The sequence below is a fragment of the Gemelliphila asaccharolytica genome (genome assembly GCF_001553005.1).
In the GTDB taxonomy this organism is placed as follows: Bacteria; Bacillota; Bacilli; order Staphylococcales; family Gemellaceae; genus Gemelliphila; species Gemelliphila asaccharolytica.
The window spans coordinates 1-22,195 of the sequence record NZ_KQ959870.1 but is presented as its reverse complement, the minus strand read 5'-3'; the positions used below and the strand labels follow the sequence as shown (position 1 = coordinate 22,195).

General features: G+C 27.6%; 19 protein-coding genes and 1 pseudogene. 4 read left to right on the top strand and 16 right to left on the bottom strand.

Features of this window, described 5'->3' with window-relative positions:
* Positions 1-2 precede the first annotated feature (2 nt).
* Positions 3-953, top strand: a complete 951-nt coding sequence (locus HMPREF1871_RS02680; RefSeq protein ID WP_066129755.1) for a foldase protein PrsA — start codon at positions 3-5, stop codon at positions 951-953.
* Positions 954-1,145: 192 nt separating this feature from the next.
* Here HMPREF1871_RS02680 and pflA read toward each other — a convergent pair whose 3' ends face one another.
* From pflA to HMPREF1871_RS02640, 8 genes are all read right to left on the bottom strand, one after another.
* A complete protein-coding gene (gene pflA, locus HMPREF1871_RS02675) occupies positions 1,146-1,946 on the bottom strand; it encodes a pyruvate formate-lyase-activating protein (RefSeq protein WP_066129752.1) in 801 nt (266 codons plus the stop codon).
* 128 nt (positions 1,947-2,074) lie between these two features.
* Positions 2,075-4,318 (bottom strand): formate C-acetyltransferase, encoded by a 2,244-nt coding sequence (gene pflB / locus HMPREF1871_RS02670; protein ID WP_066129749.1) that lies wholly within the window; start codon positions 4,316-4,318, stop codon positions 2,075-2,077.
* 279 nt (positions 4,319-4,597) lie between these two features.
* Positions 4,598-5,461, bottom strand: coding sequence for a DNA-formamidopyrimidine glycosylase (mutM, locus tag HMPREF1871_RS02665; RefSeq protein WP_066129746.1), 864 nt, complete (start codon positions 5,459-5,461; stop codon positions 4,598-4,600).
* Between the two features lie 166 nt (positions 5,462-5,627).
* Positions 5,628-7,436, bottom strand: a complete 1,809-nt coding sequence (gene pepF, locus HMPREF1871_RS02660; protein WP_066129743.1) for an oligoendopeptidase F — start codon at positions 7,434-7,436, stop codon at positions 5,628-5,630.
* 16 nt (positions 7,437-7,452) lie between these two features.
* The gene (locus HMPREF1871_RS02655) at positions 7,453-8,010 is read right to left on the bottom strand and encodes a GNAT family N-acetyltransferase (protein WP_066129740.1); all 558 of its coding nucleotides are present in this window, start codon (positions 8,008-8,010) and stop codon (positions 7,453-7,455) included.
* Positions 8,010-8,852: a sulfurtransferase gene (locus tag HMPREF1871_RS02650; protein WP_066129738.1), complete on the bottom strand. Its 843-nt coding sequence runs from the start codon at positions 8,850-8,852 to the stop codon at positions 8,010-8,012. Before HMPREF1871_RS02650 ends, HMPREF1871_RS02655 begins: the two co-directional genes overlap by 1 nt.
* Positions 8,853-8,988: 136 nt before the next feature.
* On the bottom strand, positions 8,989-9,369 hold the full coding sequence (locus HMPREF1871_RS02645; protein WP_066129735.1) for a RidA family protein: 381 nt from the start codon (positions 9,367-9,369) through the stop codon (positions 8,989-8,991).
* Positions 9,370-9,465: 96 nt separating this feature from the next.
* A complete protein-coding gene (locus tag HMPREF1871_RS02640; RefSeq protein ID WP_066129733.1) occupies positions 9,466-10,611 on the bottom strand; it encodes a trans-sulfuration enzyme family protein in 1,146 nt (381 codons plus the stop codon).
* A gap of 219 nt (positions 10,612-10,830) precedes the next feature.
* On the opposite strand from HMPREF1871_RS02640, the gene HMPREF1871_RS06490 reads away from it, so the two are divergent.
* The 3 genes from HMPREF1871_RS06490 (at position 10,831) to HMPREF1871_RS02625 (ending at position 12,752) form a co-directional block, all read left to right on the top strand.
* The gene (locus HMPREF1871_RS06490) at positions 10,831-11,496 is read left to right on the top strand and encodes a lipoprotein intramolecular transacylase Lit (protein ID WP_066129730.1); all 666 of its coding nucleotides are present in this window, start codon (positions 10,831-10,833) and stop codon (positions 11,494-11,496) included.
* Between the two features lie 110 nt (positions 11,497-11,606).
* A complete protein-coding gene (locus HMPREF1871_RS02630) occupies positions 11,607-12,152 on the top strand; it encodes an immunoglobulin-like domain-containing protein (RefSeq protein ID WP_066129727.1) in 546 nt (181 codons plus the stop codon).
* Positions 12,153-12,248: 96 nt separating this feature from the next.
* Positions 12,249-12,752: a universal stress protein gene (locus tag HMPREF1871_RS02625; RefSeq protein ID WP_066129725.1), complete on the top strand. Its 504-nt coding sequence runs from the start codon at positions 12,249-12,251 to the stop codon at positions 12,750-12,752.
* A 76-nt stretch (positions 12,753-12,828) separates the two neighbouring features.
* Here HMPREF1871_RS02625 and HMPREF1871_RS02620 read toward each other — a convergent pair whose 3' ends face one another.
* From HMPREF1871_RS02620 to ileS, 8 genes and pseudogenes are all read right to left on the bottom strand, one after another.
* Positions 12,829-14,256, bottom strand: coding sequence for an ABC transporter ATP-binding protein (locus tag HMPREF1871_RS02620; protein WP_066129720.1), 1,428 nt, complete (start codon positions 14,254-14,256; stop codon positions 12,829-12,831).
* 45 nt (positions 14,257-14,301) lie between these two features.
* On the bottom strand, positions 14,302-15,012 hold the full coding sequence (locus HMPREF1871_RS02615; protein ID WP_066129717.1) for an energy-coupling factor transporter transmembrane component T: 711 nt from the start codon (positions 15,010-15,012) through the stop codon (positions 14,302-14,304).
* 1 nt (position 15,013) lies between these two features.
* Positions 15,014-15,634 (bottom strand): MptD family putative ECF transporter S component, encoded by a 621-nt coding sequence (locus HMPREF1871_RS02610; RefSeq protein ID WP_066129715.1) that lies wholly within the window; start codon positions 15,632-15,634, stop codon positions 15,014-15,016.
* A gap of 9 nt (positions 15,635-15,643) precedes the next feature.
* Positions 15,644-16,144, bottom strand: coding sequence for a thiol peroxidase (tpx, locus tag HMPREF1871_RS02605; protein ID WP_066129713.1), 501 nt, complete (start codon positions 16,142-16,144; stop codon positions 15,644-15,646).
* Positions 16,145-16,247: 103 nt separating this feature from the next.
* Positions 16,248-16,733 (bottom strand): GNAT family N-acetyltransferase, encoded by a 486-nt coding sequence (locus HMPREF1871_RS02600; protein WP_066129710.1) that lies wholly within the window; start codon positions 16,731-16,733, stop codon positions 16,248-16,250.
* The gene (locus HMPREF1871_RS02595) at positions 16,675-17,358 is read right to left on the bottom strand and encodes a phosphatase PAP2 family protein (protein WP_066129707.1); all 684 of its coding nucleotides are present in this window, start codon (positions 17,356-17,358) and stop codon (positions 16,675-16,677) included. Before HMPREF1871_RS02595 ends, HMPREF1871_RS02600 begins: the two co-directional genes overlap by 59 nt.
* 155 nt (positions 17,359-17,513) lie before the next feature.
* Positions 17,514-18,856: pseudogene (locus HMPREF1871_RS02590) on the bottom strand (C1 family peptidase).
* 177 nt (positions 18,857-19,033) lie between these two features.
* Positions 19,034-21,766, bottom strand: coding sequence for an isoleucine--tRNA ligase (gene ileS / locus HMPREF1871_RS02585; protein WP_066129705.1), 2,733 nt, complete (start codon positions 21,764-21,766; stop codon positions 19,034-19,036).
* Positions 21,767-22,195: the final 429 nt, after the last annotated feature.

Sequence of the window (22,195 nt, the reverse complement as noted above, 5' to 3'; positions counted from 1 at the left end):
TAATGAAAAGTTTTAAAAAAGCTATATTACCAGCAATTTTATGTGCGTCTGTAGTAACTCTTAGTGGTTGCTCTTCTGATTCACTAATTTCTACAAAAGCAGGTAATGTAACTAATAAAGAAATAATAGACTATATCGGACCAAATCAAATTTCTAAAGCAGCTACTGATATAGCAACAAAAAAAGTTTTGCTTGATAAATATAAAAACAAAATTGATGATAAACACGTTGAAGCAGAATTAAATAAAACAATTGAACAATATGGTGGCAAAGATAAATTTGATGCTGCCTTAAAACAACAAGGTTTTGACAAAGAAAAATATAAAGAAGCTTTAAAAGTGAAAACAGCTCAAGCATATATGATATTAGATGAAGCAGGTGTTGGTGAAGATAAATTAAAAGAAGAATATGAAAATTCTAAAGTTCAATATCACTTAGCACACATATTAATATCAGTAAAAAGCGATACAAATAAAGATGGTTTAAGTGACGAAGAAGCAAAAGCAAAAATAGATGAAGTAAAACAAAAATTAGATGCAGGTGGAGATTTTGCTGCTTTAGCAAAAGAATATTCTACAGATAAATCTAATGCCGATAAAGGTGGAGATCTTGGTCTTTCATCAAAAGCAACTTCTTCTTTTGTAAGTGAATTTAATGATGTAGCTTACAATCTTAAAAAAGATGAAGTATCTGATGTAGTTAAAACACAATTTGGATACCACATTATAAAAGCCTTAGATGTCAAAGAAATGACATTTGACGAAATGAAAGCTGATATAGCAGAATCTATAGCTCAAAAAACTGTAGCTAAAGATAAAACTATATATCAAAATGCTCTTAAAAAATTATTTAATGAATATAAAGTTAGTGGTAGCAATGATGCAGTCAAAAAACAAATAGAAACTATGACTAATCCAACTCCAGCTACACCTAAACAAAATGATAATAAATAATTAAAAAAAGAAAGAAAAATCAAAAAAAGGATTTTTCTTTCTTTTTTCTTTTTTTAAAAATAATATATAAAAATTTTAGATAATGTTTCTTCTCTAGCATAACTTTTTTTCAAAAACTTTGATTATTTATCTTTTAAAAAATTTTTATTTTAAAATAAATAAAAGCAGTAATTTTTTAATTACTGCTTTTTATTAAAGATCATTTCTAGCTCCCAGAATTTCTATTGCATTTTTTATACGATCTTTTGTTGGCGGTTCAATATCTTCAAGTTCATATTTTATACCTAATTCTTTGTATTTGTATTTTGCCATATCATGATATGGTAAAACTTCGACTCTTTCTACTCCATTTAGGGTATCAATATATTTTCTAAGTCTTCTTAAATCATCATCAAAATCTGTCCATTTTGGCACTAATACATGTCTTATCCACATTTTAGCTCCATTGTCGCTCAAAAATCTAATAAATTGCAAGATATTTTTATTTGTTCTTTTTGTTAAACGTATATGCACATCATCATCAATATGTTTAATATCCATTAAAAATAAATCTGTTAATGAGATTAATTCCAATACTTTTTTATTCATTGTCGGAGTATTAACATAAAATCCCCCGCAAGAATCCACGCAAGTGTTTATTCCTATACTTTTTAATTCTTTGAACAGTTCAATTACAAAATCTAATTGTAAAAGTGATTCTCCTCCACTGACAGTTACGCCACCGCCGTCACTTGATTCAAAATATGGTCTGTATCTCACAATTTTTTTTACTAATTCTTTAACTGTATATCTTTTTGCATCAGGATTATGTAATTTCCAAGTATCAGGGTTATGGCAATACTTACAACGAAGTAAACATCCTTGGAAAAATATTACAAATCTTATTCCCGGACCATCTAGGTTTCCAAATGATTCAAAGGAATGTACAAGACCTGTTAGTTCTTCTTTTTCATCTGATGCTTTTGATTTTTCTTCAAGAAAATCTGTAAGCATAACTATCCCTCCTTTTTCTTTATTATACTCTTTTTTATAATTTTTTACTAAGATAATGACTTTCATTAGCTTAATAAAAAATTATAAAAAGGAGGCAATTTAAGCCTCCTTTCTTTTTTTGATAATAATTATCTGAATTGGTGCATTGTACGGCTTAATACGTCACGTTGTTGTTCTGGTGTTAAGCTGATTAAACGTACTGCATATCCTGATACACGAATTGTGAAGTTTGGATATTCTTCTGGTGATTCGATTACTTTAAGAAGTGTTTCTTTATTAAATACGTTTGTATTTAAGTGGTATCCACCTTCTTTGAAGTATCCATCCATCATAGCTACAAGGTTAACTATTCTATCGTGTTTGTCTTTACCTAATGATTTAGGTGTGAATGCAGCTGTTAATGAAATTCCGTCACGGCTGTATTCATATGGTAATTTAGCTACTGAGTTCAAGCAAGCTAATGCTCCAGATTGGTCACGACCATTCATTGGGTTTGCACCTGGTGAGAATGGTTCACCTGCACGACGTCCGTCAGGAGTGTTACCAGTTTTTTTACCGTAAACAACGTTAGAAGTTATTGTTAAGATTGAAGTTGTAGTTTCATCTGCACGGTAAGTTGGGTATTTTTTAAGTTTTGTCATGAAATCTTTTAATAATGCTACAGCGATTGAGTCTACTCTGTCATCATCGTTACCAAATTTAGGGAAGTCTCCTTCAATTTTGTAATCTACTGCTAATCCAGTTTCATCTTCAATTGGAGTAACTTTAGCATATTTAATTGCTGATAATGAGTCTACTGCTACTGAGAATCCAGCGATACCTGTTGCCATAAATCTTCTTACTTTAGTGTCATGTAAAGCCATTTCTAAGCTTTCATAAGAATATTTATCGTGCATATAGTGAATTACATTTAATGTGTTAATGTAAAGTTTACATAACCAGTCCATGAAAATATCAAATTTTTCAAGAACTTCGTCATATTTAAGTACTCCACGTAATGGTGTAGTTTTTGGTCCAATTTGTAAACCAGATTTTTCATCACGTCCACCATTAATTGTGTAAAGTAATGCTTTTGCAAGGTTAGCACGTGCTCCAAAGAATTGCATATCTTTACCTGTTGACATACCAGATACACAGCAAGCGATTGATTTGTCACAAGTTCCTAAGAATCCTGAAAGTAATTCGTCACTTTCATATTGAACAGCACTGTGGTTGATTGATGATTCAGCACAGAATTCTTTGAATCCATTAGGTAATTTTGTAGACCAAAGTATAGTTAAGTTTGGTTCTGGTGAGTTACCCATGTTGTCTAATGTATGGATGAAACGGAAGTCTGTTTTTGTTACTAATGATTTTTCTTTGTCTAACATTTCACCAACGATTAATGTAGCCCAGATTGGGTCTCCAGAGAATAATTGGTTATATTCAGGGGTACGAGCAAATTTAACGCAACGTAGTTTTAATACTAAGTGGTCGATTAATTCTTGTGCTTTTTCTTCTGTTAATGTTCCATCTTCTAAATCTCTTTCGATGTAAACATCTAAGAAAGTAGCGATGTTACCTATTGACATTGCAGCACCATTTTGTTGTTTGATTGCTGCTAGGTATCCAAAGTATAGCCATTGAACAGCTTCTTTTGCGTTTTTAGCTGGTCCAGAAATATCAAATCCGTAGATTTTACCTAATTCTTTTAATTCTCCTAAAGCTTTAATTTGGTCACTTACTTCTTCACGGTCACGGATAACATGTTCTGTCATTACTCCGTCTGCTCCGATTTTAGCTAAGTCAGCTTTTTTCAATTCGATAAGTTTATCTACCCCGTATAATGCAACACGACGGTAGTCACCTATGATACGTCCACGTCCGTAAGCATCTGGTAATCCAGTAATAACACCTGATTTTCTTACTGCTCTCATTTCTGGAGTGTAGGCATCAAATACACCTTGGTTGTGAGTTTTACGGTAATCAGTGAAGATTTTGATTACTTCGTCGTCAACTTTGTATCCATAAGCTTCACAAGATTTAACAGCCATTTTTATACCACCAAATGGCATAAGAGCACGTTTTAAAGGTTTGTCTGTTTGAAGACCTACTATTTCTTCACGGTCTTTATCTATATAGCCAACACCATGTGAAAGAATTGTTGATGGGATAGAAGTATCCATATCAAGAGTTCCTCCAGCAAGACGTTCTTGTCTCATTAATTCATTGAATTTTTCAACTAATACTTTTGTGTTTTCAGTTGGTCCAGCTAGGAATGAAGCATCGCCTCTATATTCAGTGTAGTTAGATTTAATAAAGTCTAATACATTGATTTCTTTTTCCCAAAGTCCACCAACGAAAGCTTTTTTAGTTTCTGTAGTTGTTGACATTTTTGTCACTCTCCTTATTAATTTATTTACAATTTTAGTTTACAACAAATGTAATACGATTTCAACACTTTGATGGTTTGAATTGTGAACTTTTTGTGAATGTGTAATATGCAACAATTCGCTTATTTTCCAACGCTAGACTAACGCTGTTTTTATGGGTAATAGCTTCCTCATATTGACAAGTATATATTCTCTAAAATATTTTTATAATTAGATAATAAAAAATATTGCTTTTTTAACGGTTTATCTGTTTAGAAACTGTTATATTTTTCAGCTATTTTAGACGGGATATTTCTGACACTCTGGACAAAAATATGTACTTCTACCTTTTATTTTTATATTTTTTGTTGCATGACCTAAAGGACAGACCTTTTTTCCATAAATTTTCAGATAATTTTGCATATTACCTTTTTCACCTTCACTATTTACATAATCTGAAATTGTACTACCTCCTTTTTCTATACTAAATTCAAGAATTTCTTTCAAAGAGATAAAAATTCTTTTTTTATCTTCTTCAGATAGATTTTTAGAAAAAGTTAAGGGATTTATTTTTTCTTTATATAGCACTTCACAAGCATAAATATTGCCACACCCACAAAAAACACTTCCATCTAATAATAAAGCTTTTATTTCCTTATTTAAATATTTTTTTTCATTCAATTTGTCTAAGAATTTTTTTAAAGAAGCATGATAAAAGGGTTCTGGTGCCATCTGCTGAAATGGTTTAAATGTTGAAATATCATCTAAATATCTTAATTCCGAAAATCTCCTAATATCACAAAAACACATTTTTTCTCCAGTTTCAAAATTAAAAATAATATGCCTATGCTTATAATAATTTTTATTTTTTATGTCTTTTTCTTCTTTAACTACAAAATATGCTCCTGTCATTCCAAAATGAGTTACCAAATATCCTTTTTCTAATGTGAAATATATATATTTCCCTCGTCTTGTTAAATCTAATATGGTTTTTCCTATTAAGTTTTTTTTAAAAATTTCTAGATTATCTTTGACTATAGCTCTTTTTTGATTTTTATGAGAACTTGCTACTATTTCTGATATTTCTACAGATATTATTTTTTTATTTATTACTTTTTTTATAAGACCTCGTTTTATATTCTCTACTTCTGGTAATTCTGGCATTTTTCCCTCTTTTTTTTATAAAATTTTCTTTCCGCTGTAAAAAGTATTTTATCACTCTTAAAGTGCGTTTCTCTGCTTGAAAAGTTGCTTATTTTCTAACAAGCTATATTTATCAATCAACCCTCACAGCTGACACAAGTTTTTTTATTTTAATAGCTATGTTAGGCTATTTTTCAAAATATAATTTTTCAAATTCATCTATTTTTTTATCAAATTCTCTTATGGCTCTTGTTATGGCTTCTTGTCCTCTCATGTCTACTCCTGCATTTTTTAAAATTTCTATTGGGTAGTTAGAATTTCCTTTTGATAAAAATTCTTCTATATATTTTTTAGCATTTTCTTTATTTTCTAGTATTAAACTTGACAATGCTCTAGCTGCTGAGAAACCTGTTGCATATTGGTAAACATAGTAATTATAGTAAAAATGAGGAACTCTTGACCATTCATACATTATTTCATCATCGTATGTTAGTGCATTTCCATGATATTTTTTTACAAGATCATAATATAATTTATTTAGATATTCAGCAGTTAATACTTCTCCTTTTGCTAACATAGTATTTATTTTATATTCAAATTCACTAAACATAACTTGTCTAAAAAGTGTTCCTACATAAGAAGAAAGCTCGTGATTCAAAATTGTGAGCATAGCATTTTTATTGTTTTCTTTTTTATATTTTTTGTATAAGTAATCTGAAAGTAAGGCTTCATTACAAGTTGATGCAACTTCTGCAACAAATATTGAATAACTTCCATATGTTTTGTCTTGGTTTTTTCTTGTATAGTAAGAATGCATTGAGTGTCCTAACTCATGAATCAATGTATGGACAGAATTTAATGTATCATCATAGTTTAGAAGAATATATGGTTTAGTATTATACCCTCCTGATGAATATGCTCCAGAACGTTTTCCTTTGTTTGGTCTAATATCTATCCATCTTTCTTCAAATGCCTTTTTAAGATTTTCTACATAATCTTCACCCATGCATTTGACAGCTTCAATAACCATATTTTTTGCTGTTTCAAAATCAAATTCTAATGGTTCACTATCTACCATAGATACACTTCTGTCGTATAATCTTAATTCTTTTTCTCCGAAAACTTTTTTTTGTAATTCATGGTATTTATGTAACACATGAAGATTTTTATTTACAGTATCAATTAAGTTATCATATACTTCTTCAGGTATATAGTTATTTGACATTGCGTTTTGTCTAGTTGATTTATATTTGTGCGTATCTGAATAGTATTTATTTGCTTTTAAATTTCCTGAAAGTGTGCTTGCTAAAGTATTTATGTGTTCTTTATAAAATTTATACATACTTTTAAATGTATTTTTTCTTAAAACTCTATCTTTACTTTCCATATATTTTCCATAAGTGGCAAAGTTTAATGGTAAAATTTCTCCGTCTTTATTTTTTACAGGATCAAATTTTACATCTGTGTTATTTAAAGCAGAAAATGTTTCACTAGAAGATGATAATGCACCCGATGCTAGAGTTATTATTTTCTCTGTTTCTTTGTCTAATGTATATGGACGTTTTGTATTTAATTTTTCAAAGAAAAATTTATATTTTTTTAACCCTTCTTCCTGATTAATATAAGAATTTAGGATATTTTCATCTAATGCCATTATTTCTGGTTGTAAAAATGACCATTCACTAGATGCTTTTACATACAAGTCATATGCTTTTTGGTGCATTTTTATATATTTTGCCTCTGTAGTGTCTTGATCGTTTTTTAAATGTGAGTAGACATATAATGTTTCTAATTTATTATCAAAATCTTCACTAGCCCTCAAAACTAAAAGTAAATCTTTAGCACTATTTTTTAGTTTGTTTTGATATTTTTTTATATTTTTAAGTTCTTTTTCTACATTTTGAAATTCATTGTAAAATTCTTCATCATTTTTAAATATAGATGTTAAATCCCATGTTTCTTCTATTTTTATATCTTTTCTTAATAGTTCTTTCATTAATTCCTCCAAAATTTTATTTTAAAACTAAGTGATGATACTGCTCGTTTGCTATTTTTATTTTTCCTTCTTTTTTATATCCGAAACTTTCATATAATTTTTGGGCTCCTTTATTGTAAAAAGCTACATTCAAGCTTTTTATCTTATAATCTTTATTTTCTCCAAAATTGTCTAAAAGTTTGCTTCCTACTCCTCTACCTCTAGCATCTTCAAATACATATAGGGTATCTAAATAGTATTCTCCCTCAAAAAATTCATTAAAATCAAAAATGTAACTTCTCGGATTTAGTTCATATTTTTCTACTATGTAGTTATACCAATACTCTTTTGCGTTTAGTAAATTGTCATAATTGTATGCAAAAGAAAATCCTAGAATTTTACCATCTTTTTCAGCTACTTCACAATTATTGTAACTATATCTATCAGTTTCTGATAAAAAACATTCTCTTAATATTTCTAATAATTTTTTTTCTCCTATTTCTTTTAAAATATCTACTTTTAAAGATACTATAAAGTCAAACAGCCCATTTAAAGCGTCAAAATCTGTTTTTTTTGCTTTTCTTATTTCTACCATTATTTTTCTATCTCTCCTACATTACAAAATCTTGCAAAAGACGGTTCATAATTTTTTACATTATAACCTAATTCTTTTAAAATAAAGGCTACATAACTTGCTCTAACCCCCGTTGTGCAATATGTTATTTGCGTTTTGTTTTTTTCTATTTTTTTATTAATTAATATTTCTTCTATTTCTTTTTTTGATTTTAAAAACCCCTTATCATCTACTAATGAATTAAATGGTAAAGATATTGCATTTTTTATATGTCCTGCTTTATTTTCTCCATAAATTACCCTCCCATTATATTCTACTTGTAGTCTTGTATCAATTATTTGATATTTTTCATTTTCTACTACCTTCAATAATTCTTCTGTAAATATGCTTGATTTGTTGTCCGTGGCTTCTTCTCTTTTTAAATCTGTTAAATCTAATCTGTCATTTTCTTTATTGTAAAATTTGTTATAGCCTAATTTTTCTATTTCATCAAATCCCCCATCTATAAATTTAACATTTTTGTGACCTATATAATCAAATGTATATATGATTCTTCCTTCGTCACCAAATCCTGCTTTTGGCATGGTAAATCCATATGCTATAACTTCTGTTTCTTCATTAATTTTTAATTTTTTAAATATTTCTTTATAATTTTCTTTTGATAGTAATTTACCTAAATTTTCACTTCCAAAATCGCCTAGTACACTTATATCAGTCCAGTCTATAACTTTGGCTTTATCATACATTTTTCCTCCGTCATCTAGCATATTTCCTCTTGCATCTATTATCACTACATTTTTTTTATCTCTGACCTTTAGTAAATATGCAGCTTCCACAACCTTGTTACTTAGAAATTTTGACATATTATCCCCTTTTATTTTTTATTATTATAATTTTTTTGTTCTACAAACTTTATTTTATCTTATAAATATTAAAAATTCCATTCTTATATTTTTAGAGAATGGAATTTTAATTTTATATTTTATTTAAAAATTTATTTTATTTTTCTATTGCTATTACTTCTATTTCTATTTGTGCTCCAGCTGGTAAATTAGCTACTTCAAATGCTGATCTTGCTGGTAAAATTTCATTAAAGTTTTTTGCATATATTTCATTAACAGCTTTAAAATCATTTATATCTTTTAAAAGAACTAAGGCTTTTACTATATGATTCATTGAGCTTCCTGCTTCTTCGACTACTGCTTTTATATTTTTAAATGCTTGTTCTGTTTCAGCTAATACTCCACCTTCTGCTAGTTTCCCTGTTTTTGGGTTAATACCTAATTGCCCTGAACAAAATATTAAATTTCCTACTTTATTTGCTTGTACATATGGTCCTAATGCTTTTGGTGCGTTTTCTGTATTTATTTTTTTTATCATGATATTCTCCTTTAATTTTTTTGTTTTCGTTATTTTAACTACTTTTAATAATAAATAATTTAAAAATTCCCTCTATATTTTTTTATTTATTTTTTTTTATTCTAATGCTTGATCTAAATCTTGTATTAGATCTTCTAAATCTTCTATTCCACAAGAAAGACGTAATAAGTTATCTCCTACACCTTGTGATAGTCTTTCTTCTTTGCTCATACAAGCATGCGACATACTTGCTGGATGCGATACTATTGATTCAACACCTCCTAGGCTTACAGCGTAAATTGGTATCTTAATTTTGTTTAAAAAATTAATTCTGTCTTCATCACTATTAAGTTCAAATGATAAAACAGCTCCTCCACTCGTTGCTTGTTTAGAATGAATGTCAAAATAATTGCAACTTGCAAGTTCTGGATAATAAACTTTTTTTATTTTTTCTTTACTTTCTAAAAATTTTGCAATACTCAAGGCATTCGATACCGATTTTTCCATTCTCAGTCCCATTGTTTTCATACCTCTAAGAACCAGCCATGCATCTTCTACTCCCATAATAGAACCAAAATTTTTTTGTAGCAAGTAAATTTTTTCTGCCATTTCTTGATTATTTGTAGCTAAAGCACCTGCTACCACATCACTATGACCATTTATAAATTTTGTCATACTTTCAATAACAATATCAACACCTAAATCAATCGGTTTTTGGTAAATTGGCGTCATAAAAGTATTATCTGCCATAGTATATAAATTGTGTTTTTTAGCTAATTTTACTATTTCTTTGATATCAGAAATTTTCAAAAGTGGATTTGAAGGTGTTTCTATATAAATTACTTTTGTATTTTCTTTAATATGATTTTCTATATTAGATAAATCTTTATAATCTATAAAAGAACTTTCAATACCATATTTTGGCAAAATTTGACTTGCAAGTTGGTAAGTCCCTCCATACACTTCTATTGGTAAAATAACATGGTCCCCTTTTGAAAGTAACATCAAAGCTACTGTTATTGCTGCCATTCCAGAAGAAAAAGCAAATCCATATTTTGCATTTTCCATTTTTGCGATGGCACTTTGAAGAGCCTCTATCGTTGGATTAGAAAATCTACTATAAGAATACTTCTTACCATCTGAATAACAATCTTTTTGATCAAAAGTTGATGTTTGATACTTAGGTATTGAGGCTGCACCTGTATATCCATCTATCACAGGATATCCATGTAATAAGTTAGTATTAATTCCCTTTGTTTTCATAGCTATCTATCTCCCATATATTTCTATAATTTATATTATATAACAATATTTTTTCCTTATCAATACCAAATAAAATTTTCAGAATTATACAGTTTATTGACAAATAATACCTTCTTAATATCTGTTTTAAATTTATTTTTTACTAAAAATTTGTTAATATATAAATTACTATATAATACGGGCTAAAAACAAATTAAACGAAGAAAGGTTACACAATAAATGAAGAAAATTTTTTTAAAAACTACAGGAGTTTTAAACTTACTATCTCTATTTTTAGGGGGAATTTTATTTTTTATTTTAAAAATACCATTTTTTCTACCTATCTACACTTATTATTATCGAAAGGAAAAGTTAGCCAATAGTTTATTTATATCCGAAGAAAAATTAATATTCTATACAAAAAACCTATTTTCTTATCTTAATAATAAAGATTTTCTTGATTCAAGCTGGTTTAGTAAAAAAGATATTTTACACATGATAGATGTTAAGTATTTATATCTGTCATCTGTGAAAATAATGTGTTTTTTATTAAGTTTTTTTATAATATCTACTATCTTGTTATTTCTAATTTACAAAAAAGATTTTCTTTTTTATTTATTAAAAATTTTCAACAAAGTTTTTTTGATTTTCATTATACTACTATCATCTATAATCACTTTTATAGCTGTCGATTTTAATAAATTTTGGATAAATTTTCACAAGATTTTCTTTACTAATGACCTTTGGCTCTTGAGTCCTAGTGAGTCTAACTTAATAAAAATGTTCTCTGAAAATTTTTTCTTGCTTCTTTCTTCTATTATATGTGTAGGTATAATTTTATTTTTCATTTTTATATTTACCTTGAAAAAGATACTAAAAAAATATATCTTAACTAATTCTATCTAAAAAGGGATAAAAATATCACTACATAACAAATTCTTTCCCTTGAAATATCTTGTTTTTATAAAAATGAAAGCTATGATATAATTATCATGAAAACTAGAAAAGAGGAAAATATGCAAGATAGTAAAAAACATAAAGAAATTGTCACTGAAGAAAAAGTAACATTTAGAGTTTGTGATGAGTGTCTTGGAGTTAATCTTAAAACCCTTATACCTAAACTCAAGAAAAAAGCTCCTAATGGTGAATTTATTGTAGGCTGTCAGTCCTACTGTGGACCTGGTAGAGAAAAAACTTTTGCCCTTGTAAATAGTAGAATTTGCATGGCAGATAGTGAAGATGAATTAATGCCTTTAATTGACGAAAAATTGAAAGAAAAAATCTCAAAAGAGGACGAAGAAAGATATCATAAAAGAATAAAAAGACGTTTAGAAAGAACTTTTTATTTTGTTGTACCTGAAAATAAAACTATTAAATTAAATAGTGAATTTAAAATTGATAAAGAGGGTATAATCGCTAGAAAAGCAGGAATTTCCTACCTAGATAAAGTTTTAATTTCTTCAAACCTTGACACAAAAAAAATAGGTGAATATGAAATAACATATACTGTAAACATAGATGGAAAAACGCATACTAGAAAAAGAATAATAACTGTAAAATAAATACAATTTTTTTTATATTTTAGTTAGTTGTTAATTCTTTACTTTTCAAAAAATATATAATATAATAAGAATATAGATAAAGGGGGTGTATCTATTATGGAAAATAGATATTCTAAAATTTTAATAGCCGTAGACGGTTCTAGACAAGCAGAATGGGCATTTTTAAATGCAGTTTCTATAGCAAAACGTAATGAAGATGCTAAATTATATATAGCTAGTGTAATTGATGCTACTATAGCAACTTCTGGATTAAGTGATCCATACATTTTCAATTCATTCTACAAAAAAACAAAAAGATTAGTAGATAGCTATGTAGAAGTAGCTAAAAAACAAGGACTTCATAACGTGGTAGGACTTGTAGAACAAGGTGTTCCTAAAATCGTTCTTAGTGAAGATATTGTAGATAGCAAAGATATTGACTTAGTTGTTTGTGGTTCTTCAGGACTTACAGGATTTAAACGTATGCTTATGGGTTCTGTATCAGAAGGAATCGTACGTTATGCTAAATGTAATGTAATTATAATTAAAGAAAAATCAATCCCTAAAGATTTTGAACCAAAAATTGCAATGCAATTTCAAGAAGCAGACGATGAAGAATAATTAAAAAATAAAAAACTTAGAGGTAATAAAATACTTCTAAGTTTTTTTTAAATATTTTTAAAATATAGGAAAAGTTTTAACTCATGAGTTGTAAAACTTTTTCTTTAGTCTTTTCACTTAAAATAATTTCTTCTTTTATACCATTTTTATCAAAATATAAAACATTATCCGCTACACTACATAAAAATTCAAAATCGTGAGTAATAACAAAAGTTATGATATTTTCATTTGTTATTTCATTAATTAATTTAGATAATTCATACATATTAAGATAATCAAGTCCACTTGTAGGTTCATCAAAAATTAATATTTTTTTCCCTGAAAGAAGTGCCGAAGCTATGGCAACTCGTTGTTTTTCTCCACCAGAAAGAGTATTTGGGTGTCTTTTAAGTAAATTAGTAAGCTTTAATTTCTCTACTACTTTATCAAAATGATCTAGGTCCTCACAACCTAAAGTTATTTCTGTTTTTACATTATTAGTAAAAAGCTGATAGTTTACATCTTGCATAACTTGAAAAGTATTTTTAGTCAAAAGTTTTCTAGTCATTTTTTTATCAAATAAATATATTTCACCTTTTGATTTTAAAAATCCACTTAGGGCATTTGCAAAAGTAGTTTTCCCACAACCATTATCTCCTATGATTGCATAAACTCTCCCACTATCAAAACTTCTGCTATGCTCAACATTTTTTTTATCTACTTTATAGTCAAAATTTTTCAAAGTTAAAGCATTTTTCAAATTAACTTTTGCTTCTTTAGGTTCTAGCTTAACCAAATTTAAATCTAATTGTCTTGTTTTGCACGATTTTCCATCGAAATTTTTCAAATCAGAACTTTTAAATTCGTGAATTATTTCTCCTTCTTTTATAATAAACATTCTATCTATAAGATTTTTCAGATAAAAAATTCTATGTTCTGCTATTATTATAGTTTTTCCTGCTTTTTTTAATTTTGCTATTATGTCTGATATTAGTGATATTGCTTTAAGATCAAGGTTACTGGTGATTTCATCAAGTACATATATATCTGCATTCATCATCATACTTGAAATAAAAGCTAATTTTTGTTTTTCTCCTCCACTTAAATTTAGTATATTTTTATCAAGCAAATTTGTTGCTCGAAATTCTTTTGCTAGTTTATTTATTCTATCTATTATTTTCTCTCTATCTATACCAAAATTTTCCATACTAAATGCAAGTTCACTCGTAGAGTCAAGATGGAAAAACTGATTTTTCGGATTTTGAAAAACACTACCCACTACAGAGGAAAATTCGCTTAGACTATCTCCTATTTTTAAAGTAGCTATTTTTAACTCTCCCCTGTAACCTCCATCAAAAAACTCAGGACATAGTCCATTTAATGTTCTTAAAATAGTAGTTTTCCCGCAACCACTATTTCCTGTAAAAAGAATACATTCTCCTTTGTTTATTTTAAGATTTAGATTTTTTATATTTAATTTTTTTGAATTTGTGTATTTATAGCTAAAATTTTTAAATTCTATCATTTTCTGTCTTAAAATCTTTCTAAAGTTTTTTTTAAATTATTAATATTATATTAAAGATAATATTTCTTTTTTCAGACACACTGCAATTAGTAGTAATATTATAAATATGATAAATATATAATCTATTAATTTAAATTTTAATATTTGTATTGTAGTTGCTTTTTTATTACTTTCTATACCTCTGCACATACAAGATATAGCAAGTTCATTAGCTGTATTTGTGCTAATTATTACATAAGGAACAAACACGTACTCTAAAAATCTCCAAGGATGAAGAAGATAATAAAATCTACTAATTCCTATTCCTTTCATTTTTAAAGAATTTTTGATAAGTCTATAATCTCCTATTATCACCGGAAAAAACCTAAAAATTACTGCCATTACTATTATCATATTTTTTGGCAATTTTATTTTTCTTAAAAATGTTATAAGCTCTGATACTTTAGAACTTGCTACTAAAATAATACCAGCACAGATAGGTAAATATATTGTTTTAAACATTAATGAGCTAAGAAGCAAAAAATTGTCTAATATTGGTATGGTTAAAATTTTAGCAAATATCACCTCATATACTGTAAAAAATAAGTATATTAAATATATTCTATAGCCTTTAGTTTTATTTGCAAAAATTACTATTAAACCTGCAAATATAGTAGCTAAAATAAAATGTTCAAGTAGCGAAAATTTCATAAACATAAAAATATTAGCTACTACTAAAAGTAATATTTTACTTCTTACGTCTAATTTTAAGTGCATTTTATAATCCTGCTTTTTCAAAATTTTTAAAATAAATTTTTCTTCCTATGTATGTTCCTATTACAGAAAATATTATGGTTGTTACTACTATTATTACAAACATTTGTAAACTTGCATTTGTCATTATAAAGTCAATTTTTTCATTGCTAAATCCTCTAGCTTTTAAATGAGAAATATAGACATCTCTCATAAAATACATTGGAATTACTGTTCCTATTTGACCTAGAGTGAAGAAAATATATGATAAATACTCATTATTTTTTCTAGAGAATATTTCTGCCAAAATTCCTCCTATTACTGCGATAGGAAAGGCTATTGCAGTATGTCCTGATAATAGTAAAAATAACCCTAGTATAAATGCTGAAATAAATACTGAATAATTTTTTTTAATTTTATTAAAAATAAGTGTAAACGCTGGTGCTGCAAAAACTGCCGTTGCTACTGGGGTAAATATTGAAAAATATACTTTCCCTGCAAAAAGAACAGAGAAAACTCCAGCACATACTCCTACACCTACTGCCATAAGCAATATCAATAGTAAAGTATATAAACCTAATGTTATTAAGTCTTTTGTTTTTAATTTACTATCATTTCCTGTATTTTTATATTTTAACTCTTCCATTTGTAACTCCTAAATTAACTCTTTTAACGCTTCTAGTGCTTTAGAATAATCTGGTTCACTTCCTACTTCTTTGCATAATTCATAATATTTGACTTGACCTTGTTTATTTACAATAATTACTTGTCTTGCAAAAAGATTAAGTTCTTTAATAACACCTCCACAATTTTTTTCAAAATCGTTATATCTATAATCTGATAATGTTGTTAAATTAGTAATTTTTTGATCCAAACAAAATCTTCCTAAAGCAAATGGTAAATCTTTTGAAATAGTAATAAGTTCAACATCTTTAAAATTTGCCGCTTCTTTATTAAATTTTATTGTTTGCATTGCACAAACTGGGGTATCTACAGATGGGAAAGTATTTATTACTAATACCTTATTTTTATAATCTTCTAAGTTGAAATCAGATAAATCTTTTTTAGTTGCTTTGAAATTTGATAAGTTTTTACCTACTTCAACTTTTGTTTCTACATTCATTTTTATACCTTTAAATGTTACTTCTTTTATCATTGGTTACTCCTTTTATATTTTTAATATTTTTATAATATCATATTTTTACTTATCTTTATATATAATTTGTTTCTAATGCTGATTTTAATAGTATAAGACCCTTTTATTTTTCACTATATTGATACGCAAGTCTAGCGTCTCCGTCTGAAAGATATATTTCCCCGCAAAAATGAAAGCCAGTTTTCTCTATTAAGTGTTTCATTCTTGCATTATCTTTGTGAGTGTCTATTTTTATATTTTTTATCTTGCTTTTGCAATATTTAAAAATATGTGAAAAAATATTTTTCCCTTCTCCACTACTTGCTATTTTATGAATTGTTCCATATTCATCATTATTTAACCATTTTCCCTTTATATAAGAATAGGTAGGGTCATCTCCTATAATAAAAGAAAAAACTCCATAAATTTTGTTATTATCTTCTACAAGATAAAAATTTTCATTATTTACGTCTTTCATTACTATTTCTTTTACTTTATTCAAATCTTTCCACTGATTTTTATTGCCATCTTTATCCATTATCTTTTTAGCATTATCTAAAATGGCATAAATAGCTTTTAAGTCTTTTGCTTTTGCTTTTCTTATTTCCATAAAATCTCCTATATATTAATATTGCCATTATATCAAAACTTAAACCTAAAAAAAATCCTGCAAAAATATCACTTGGATAATGTACTCCTAGATAAACTCTAGTGCAAGATATTGCAGTGGCTAAAATAATAGCAAATATAATTCCTAATTTTTTTATTTTTTTGTTGAACAGGATATAAACTAAAATTATGTAAACAATAATACTTCCCATTGCGTGACCGCTAGGATAAGAGTAGCCATTAATAGAAACTAGAGGCTTTACTAAATCTAAAGTGAAAGGTCTTGGACGAGTAAATAAATATTTTATTAACCTATTTAATATATATGCTCCTATAATACTAGAAGATACTAAAAAAATACTTTCTTTATATCTTTTTTTAGCTATTAAGATAAGAGAGGTTAAACTTACTATTATTACCAAAAAAATTTTATCTCCTAAGTGAGTTATTTTGGTGAAAATATCTGTTAGAGCTGAATTTCTTATGTTATTAATTTTTTCCCATATATTTATGTCTAATAAAAAAAGATTATTTTTTACCAAAAAAGAAATAATAAGAAAAATAAGAAAAAATAAAATACAAAGTGTTAATAGTATTTTATTTTTTAAAAATTTTTTCTCTTTCATGCTATCCTCCTAAAATTTTCATGTTTATTCTATCATAGATATCTTAATTTAGTAAATTTTAACTCTCCTAAATTATAATTAAAAATTTTAAAAAGACACTTGCAAAAATTATATTATTTTTACAAATGTCTTTTTATAGTTAAAACTGTTTATTTTTAAAATGATATTTTGGCAAGTGATCCCATTGGGTCCCATGCTTCTAATTCTATTACTTTTTCATTTAGAGATTCTAGGACTTTTTTAGGCAGATTTTTTTTGTTTATTAATACTTGATACATATATTCATCATACCAGTCATTGCTCATAACCCAAAAACCGTTGTGTCCTACGTCTTTCCCCATGAATTTTCTACTCTAAATCTTTTTGCTCTCTTACTTTCTTCATCATATTCACATCCCATAAATACCATGGCGTGTGTCATCAATGATTCTCCAAAGTCTAATCTTTCTTCTTTGTTAAAGTCATATTCTACATTCCACAAATCATCTACTTTAACTGTTGTAAGGTCAAGTCTTGATCCTTTTCTATAGAAAAATTGTCCTACATCGCACCCAAACCAAACTGGTTCATTATCTTTTAATTGTTTAACTGTCGCTTCTTTCATTACTTCGATAGGGACATTTATATAGTTGATTTTATTTCCTTCTGTTACATTTCCTAAGAATTTAACTGTGTAATTTTTATAATATGGTTTGTCTTTTGTTGGAGCGTTAATTAGTGAAACATAGTCATCTAATTGCATTTTTACATGATTTTTGAAAAATTCTTGAGGTGTTAGATTTTTGAAAGATATTAGTTTGTCATCTTTATCTCTTGTTTCAAAATCTATTTTTTGTGGTGGTGTTCCTAAAGTAATACACAACGCTCTGTGTACTTTTTTCATCATTTCTTTTATCATAGCATTTATTTCATCGCTATTTTTTCCTTGTTCATGTGCATTTCTAAGATCTTTTGCAAACATTCTTAACATTTTTGTTAAATAAAAATTCATAGCATTTGTTGCTGATGAGTTAAATGTTTCAGGCATAGAATATTTAGGTACAACCCCATATTTTTGCACAATATTTTTAAACATATCCCATTGCCCACCATCACCTATAGGGTCTTTCAATAAATGTGAGACAATTCTTGAATGGATATCTTCATTAAAAGTTTTTACAATTGATTCTAAAAAGTAGTTACATCTTTCAAATTTATCATAAAATAAACTATAATTTTGAGAAAGTTCAAATGATTTTAAATTATGATTTTTGCAAAGATGATATTCCATAACATTTAATGAAGCAAACATCCAACATCTACCTGATTGTTTTTGATTATATACTTCAGTTTCTTTCAAATTGATATTAAAACTATGTCTATTTGTTTCATCTCCAAAACGGTTTACACTAGCTTCTAATAATCCAGCATTTCCTACAGCTCTTTGTGCTATAAGATTTGCTCTACATGATGAAAAATCTTTATTAAGTTCTTGTAAAAATTCTTTTTTTAATTCCATAATTTTTCCCCTTTCTTTTCTATGTAAATCATACTTTTTAATTATATAGCATTATAAACTTCTTTTCAAATATTGATAGATAGTCTTTTATTTCCTAGAAAATATATTTAAAGAAAAAGCAAGTAGCTTTTTTATATCTACTTACTTTTTTCTTTGCTTAATGTAGTTTTATTTTCTTTATTTAAGTTTTTCTACTACGTCGTGACATCTACTACATAAATTGTCACTTGTCACTTCATCAACTATAGTCCAGCATCTTTCACATTTGTGACCAAGGGCTTTTTCTACTTTTATTGTAGCATAATCATATTTTTTACCATCGTTTTCTTTTACTTTTACTTTACTTACAATAAATAGTTGATGTAATGCTGGCACTGATTTAATTATTTCTAGTACTTCTTTGTCATCTGAATAGATTTCTACAGATGCTTCTAATGATTTACCAATTACTTTTTCATTTCTACTTTCTTCTAAAGCTTTTAGTAAGTCATCTCTTACTTTCATAAGTTTATCCCATTTTTCTTCTAATTTACTGTCATCTATTAAATTTACTTTAGGAAAATCTTCTAAATGTACAGATTCTTTTTTTCTATCTGTCATGTTTTCATAAATTTCTTCTGCTGTAAATGATAGGATAGGTGCAATTAATCTTGTTGTTTTATCTAAAATTGTGTATAAAACTGTTATCATACTTCTTCTGATGTATGAGTCTTTTGCTTCTATGTATAGAATGTCTTTTCCATAATCAAGGTAAAATGATGATAGTTCTACATTAAAGAAGTTTATAAGTTCATTCATAACATTGCTAAATTGATATTTACTGTAATAATCTAACATTTTTGCTACTACTTTTTCAAATTTGATAAGCATATATTTATCAATTTCAGCTAGTTCTTTGTATTCTAGTAAATCTGTTTCTTTAAATTCTGTATTGTATATATTTCCTAACAAGAATCTATATGTATTTCTTAATTTTCTATAAGATTCAGATACTTGTTTTAAGATATCTTCAGAAATTCTAACATCTTGAGTGTAGTCAACACTTGCTGACCAAAGTCTGATAATCTCTGCTCCTTGTTTTTTTCCTACATCATTAGGAGAAATTACATTTCCTAGAGATTTACTCATTTTTCTTCCGTTTCCGTCCATTACAAAACCTGCTGATACTAATTCTTTGTAAGGTGCTAAGCCAGAAACTGCTACAGAGTTTATAAGTGAAGAGTTGAACCAACCACGATATTGGTCACTTCCTTCAAGATAAAGATCTGCTGGATAAGTTAAATCATCTCTTAAAGCTAGACAGCCTTGATGACTTGTTCCAGAATCAAACCAAACATCCATAATATCCATTTCTTTGGTGAATTTACCATTAGGACTGTCAGGGTGTGTATATCCTTCTGGTAATAATTCTTTAGCTTCTTTGTTAAACCAAGCATTTGACCCTTCTTTTTCAAAAATTTTAGCTACATGTTCAATTAACTTGCCGTCTAAAATTGGTTCTCCATTTTCTGCGTAAAATACTGGAATTGGTACTCCCCAAACTCTTTGACGTGATATTACCCAATCACCTCTATCTCTAATCATATTATAAAGACGAGTTTTTCCCCATGGGCTGTAGAACTTAGTTGCATCTACTTGTTGCAGAAGCTCTTCTCTGAATAAATCTATAGAACAAAACCATTGTGGAGTTGATCTAAAGATAATTGGTTTTTTACTTCTCCAGTCGTGAGGATATGAGTGAGTGATATCTTCTTTTTGAAGTAATGCTCCTATTTTATCTAAATATTCTATAATATCTTTATTTGCATCAAAAACAAATTTTCCTGCAAAAATTCCTGCTTCTTCTGTTAGAATACCTTGGTCGTTTACTGGAGAAATTACTGGTAATTTATATTTTAGGTGTCCCACATTATAGTCATCTTCCCCATGTCCAGGAGCTGTATGAACAAGTCCAGTACCAGCGTCAAGGGTTACATAATCTGCTAAAAATACCATAGAATCTCTGTCGATAAATGGATGTTTACATACTAAATATTCTAATTTGCTTCCTAAAACTTCATCTAAAAGTTCAAAATCTTTCCAAGAGAATTTTTCAGCAAGTTTATTTACTAATTCTTTTGCAACTAAATATTTTTCTCCATCAACACTTACAACTTGATAAACAAAATCTTTATTAACAGCAATACCAACATTTGCTGGTAAAGTCCAAGGAGTAGTTGTCCAAATAACAAATTTAGTTCCTTTTTCTAAAAAGTCTACATCGCTTTTAAGGTCAAAAGCTACAAAAACTGATGGTGATGTGTGGTCTTTATACTCGATTTCTGCTTCTGCTAAAGCTGATTCTGATGATGGTGACCAGTAAATTGGTTTTTTACCTCTATAAATATATCCTTTTTCTACCATGGCTTTAAAAACTCTAATTTGTTCTGCTTCATATTTAGGGTCTAATGTTAGATAAGGATTTTCCCAATCTCCAATAACTCCTAGTTTTTTGAAATCTGCTCTTTGTTTAGAAACTTGTTTTAAGGCATAATCTTTACATTTATTTCTAAATTTATATGTAGGCATACTTTTTCTATCAACACCATTATTTACCAAAACTTGTTCTATTGGTAGCCCATGAGTATCCCACCCAGGTACATAATTAGATAGGTAGCCTGTCATATTTTTATATTTCACAATAAAATCTTTTAAAATTTTGTTTAAAGCGTGTCCTATATGGATATTACCATTTGCATATGGTGGCCCATCGTGAAGAACATAAGTAGGGCAACTTGCATTTTTTTCTAAAACTTTTCTATATAAATCCATTTCTTCCCATTTTTTTAAATATCCTGGTTCCTTGTTAGGTAGGTTTCCTCTCATAGGAAAAGAAGTTTTTGGCATAAGCAATGTATCTTTTAATTCCATTTTTTTCTCCTTTCAAATATAAAAACTCTTAAAACAAGTATAGAGGGCGTATTTCTCGCGGTACCACCTCAATTATCTCATTTTAAGAGTATCTCATTTAACATTATTTAGTTTATTTAAATATAAAGTGATAATTTTTCAATCTCCTTAAAGCTTTTCACCTGCCAGCTTCTCTCTAAAAATTGAATTGAAAAATCTTGTCTTTATTTAAAGTTAACTTATTATAGTATAATTTTTAAAAATTATCAAGTAATTTTTAGAAAATTTAAAAAATTACTTGATATTTTCTTCTCGCTTCAAAATCGTTAGCTATAAAAATTATTTAGTTTATTAAATATTTTACTTTTCTTAGTATTTAATTTTTTATAATCTCCTAATTTTTTTTAATTTGCACTTTAACCAATCCATGCACCATTTGCGTCGACATAG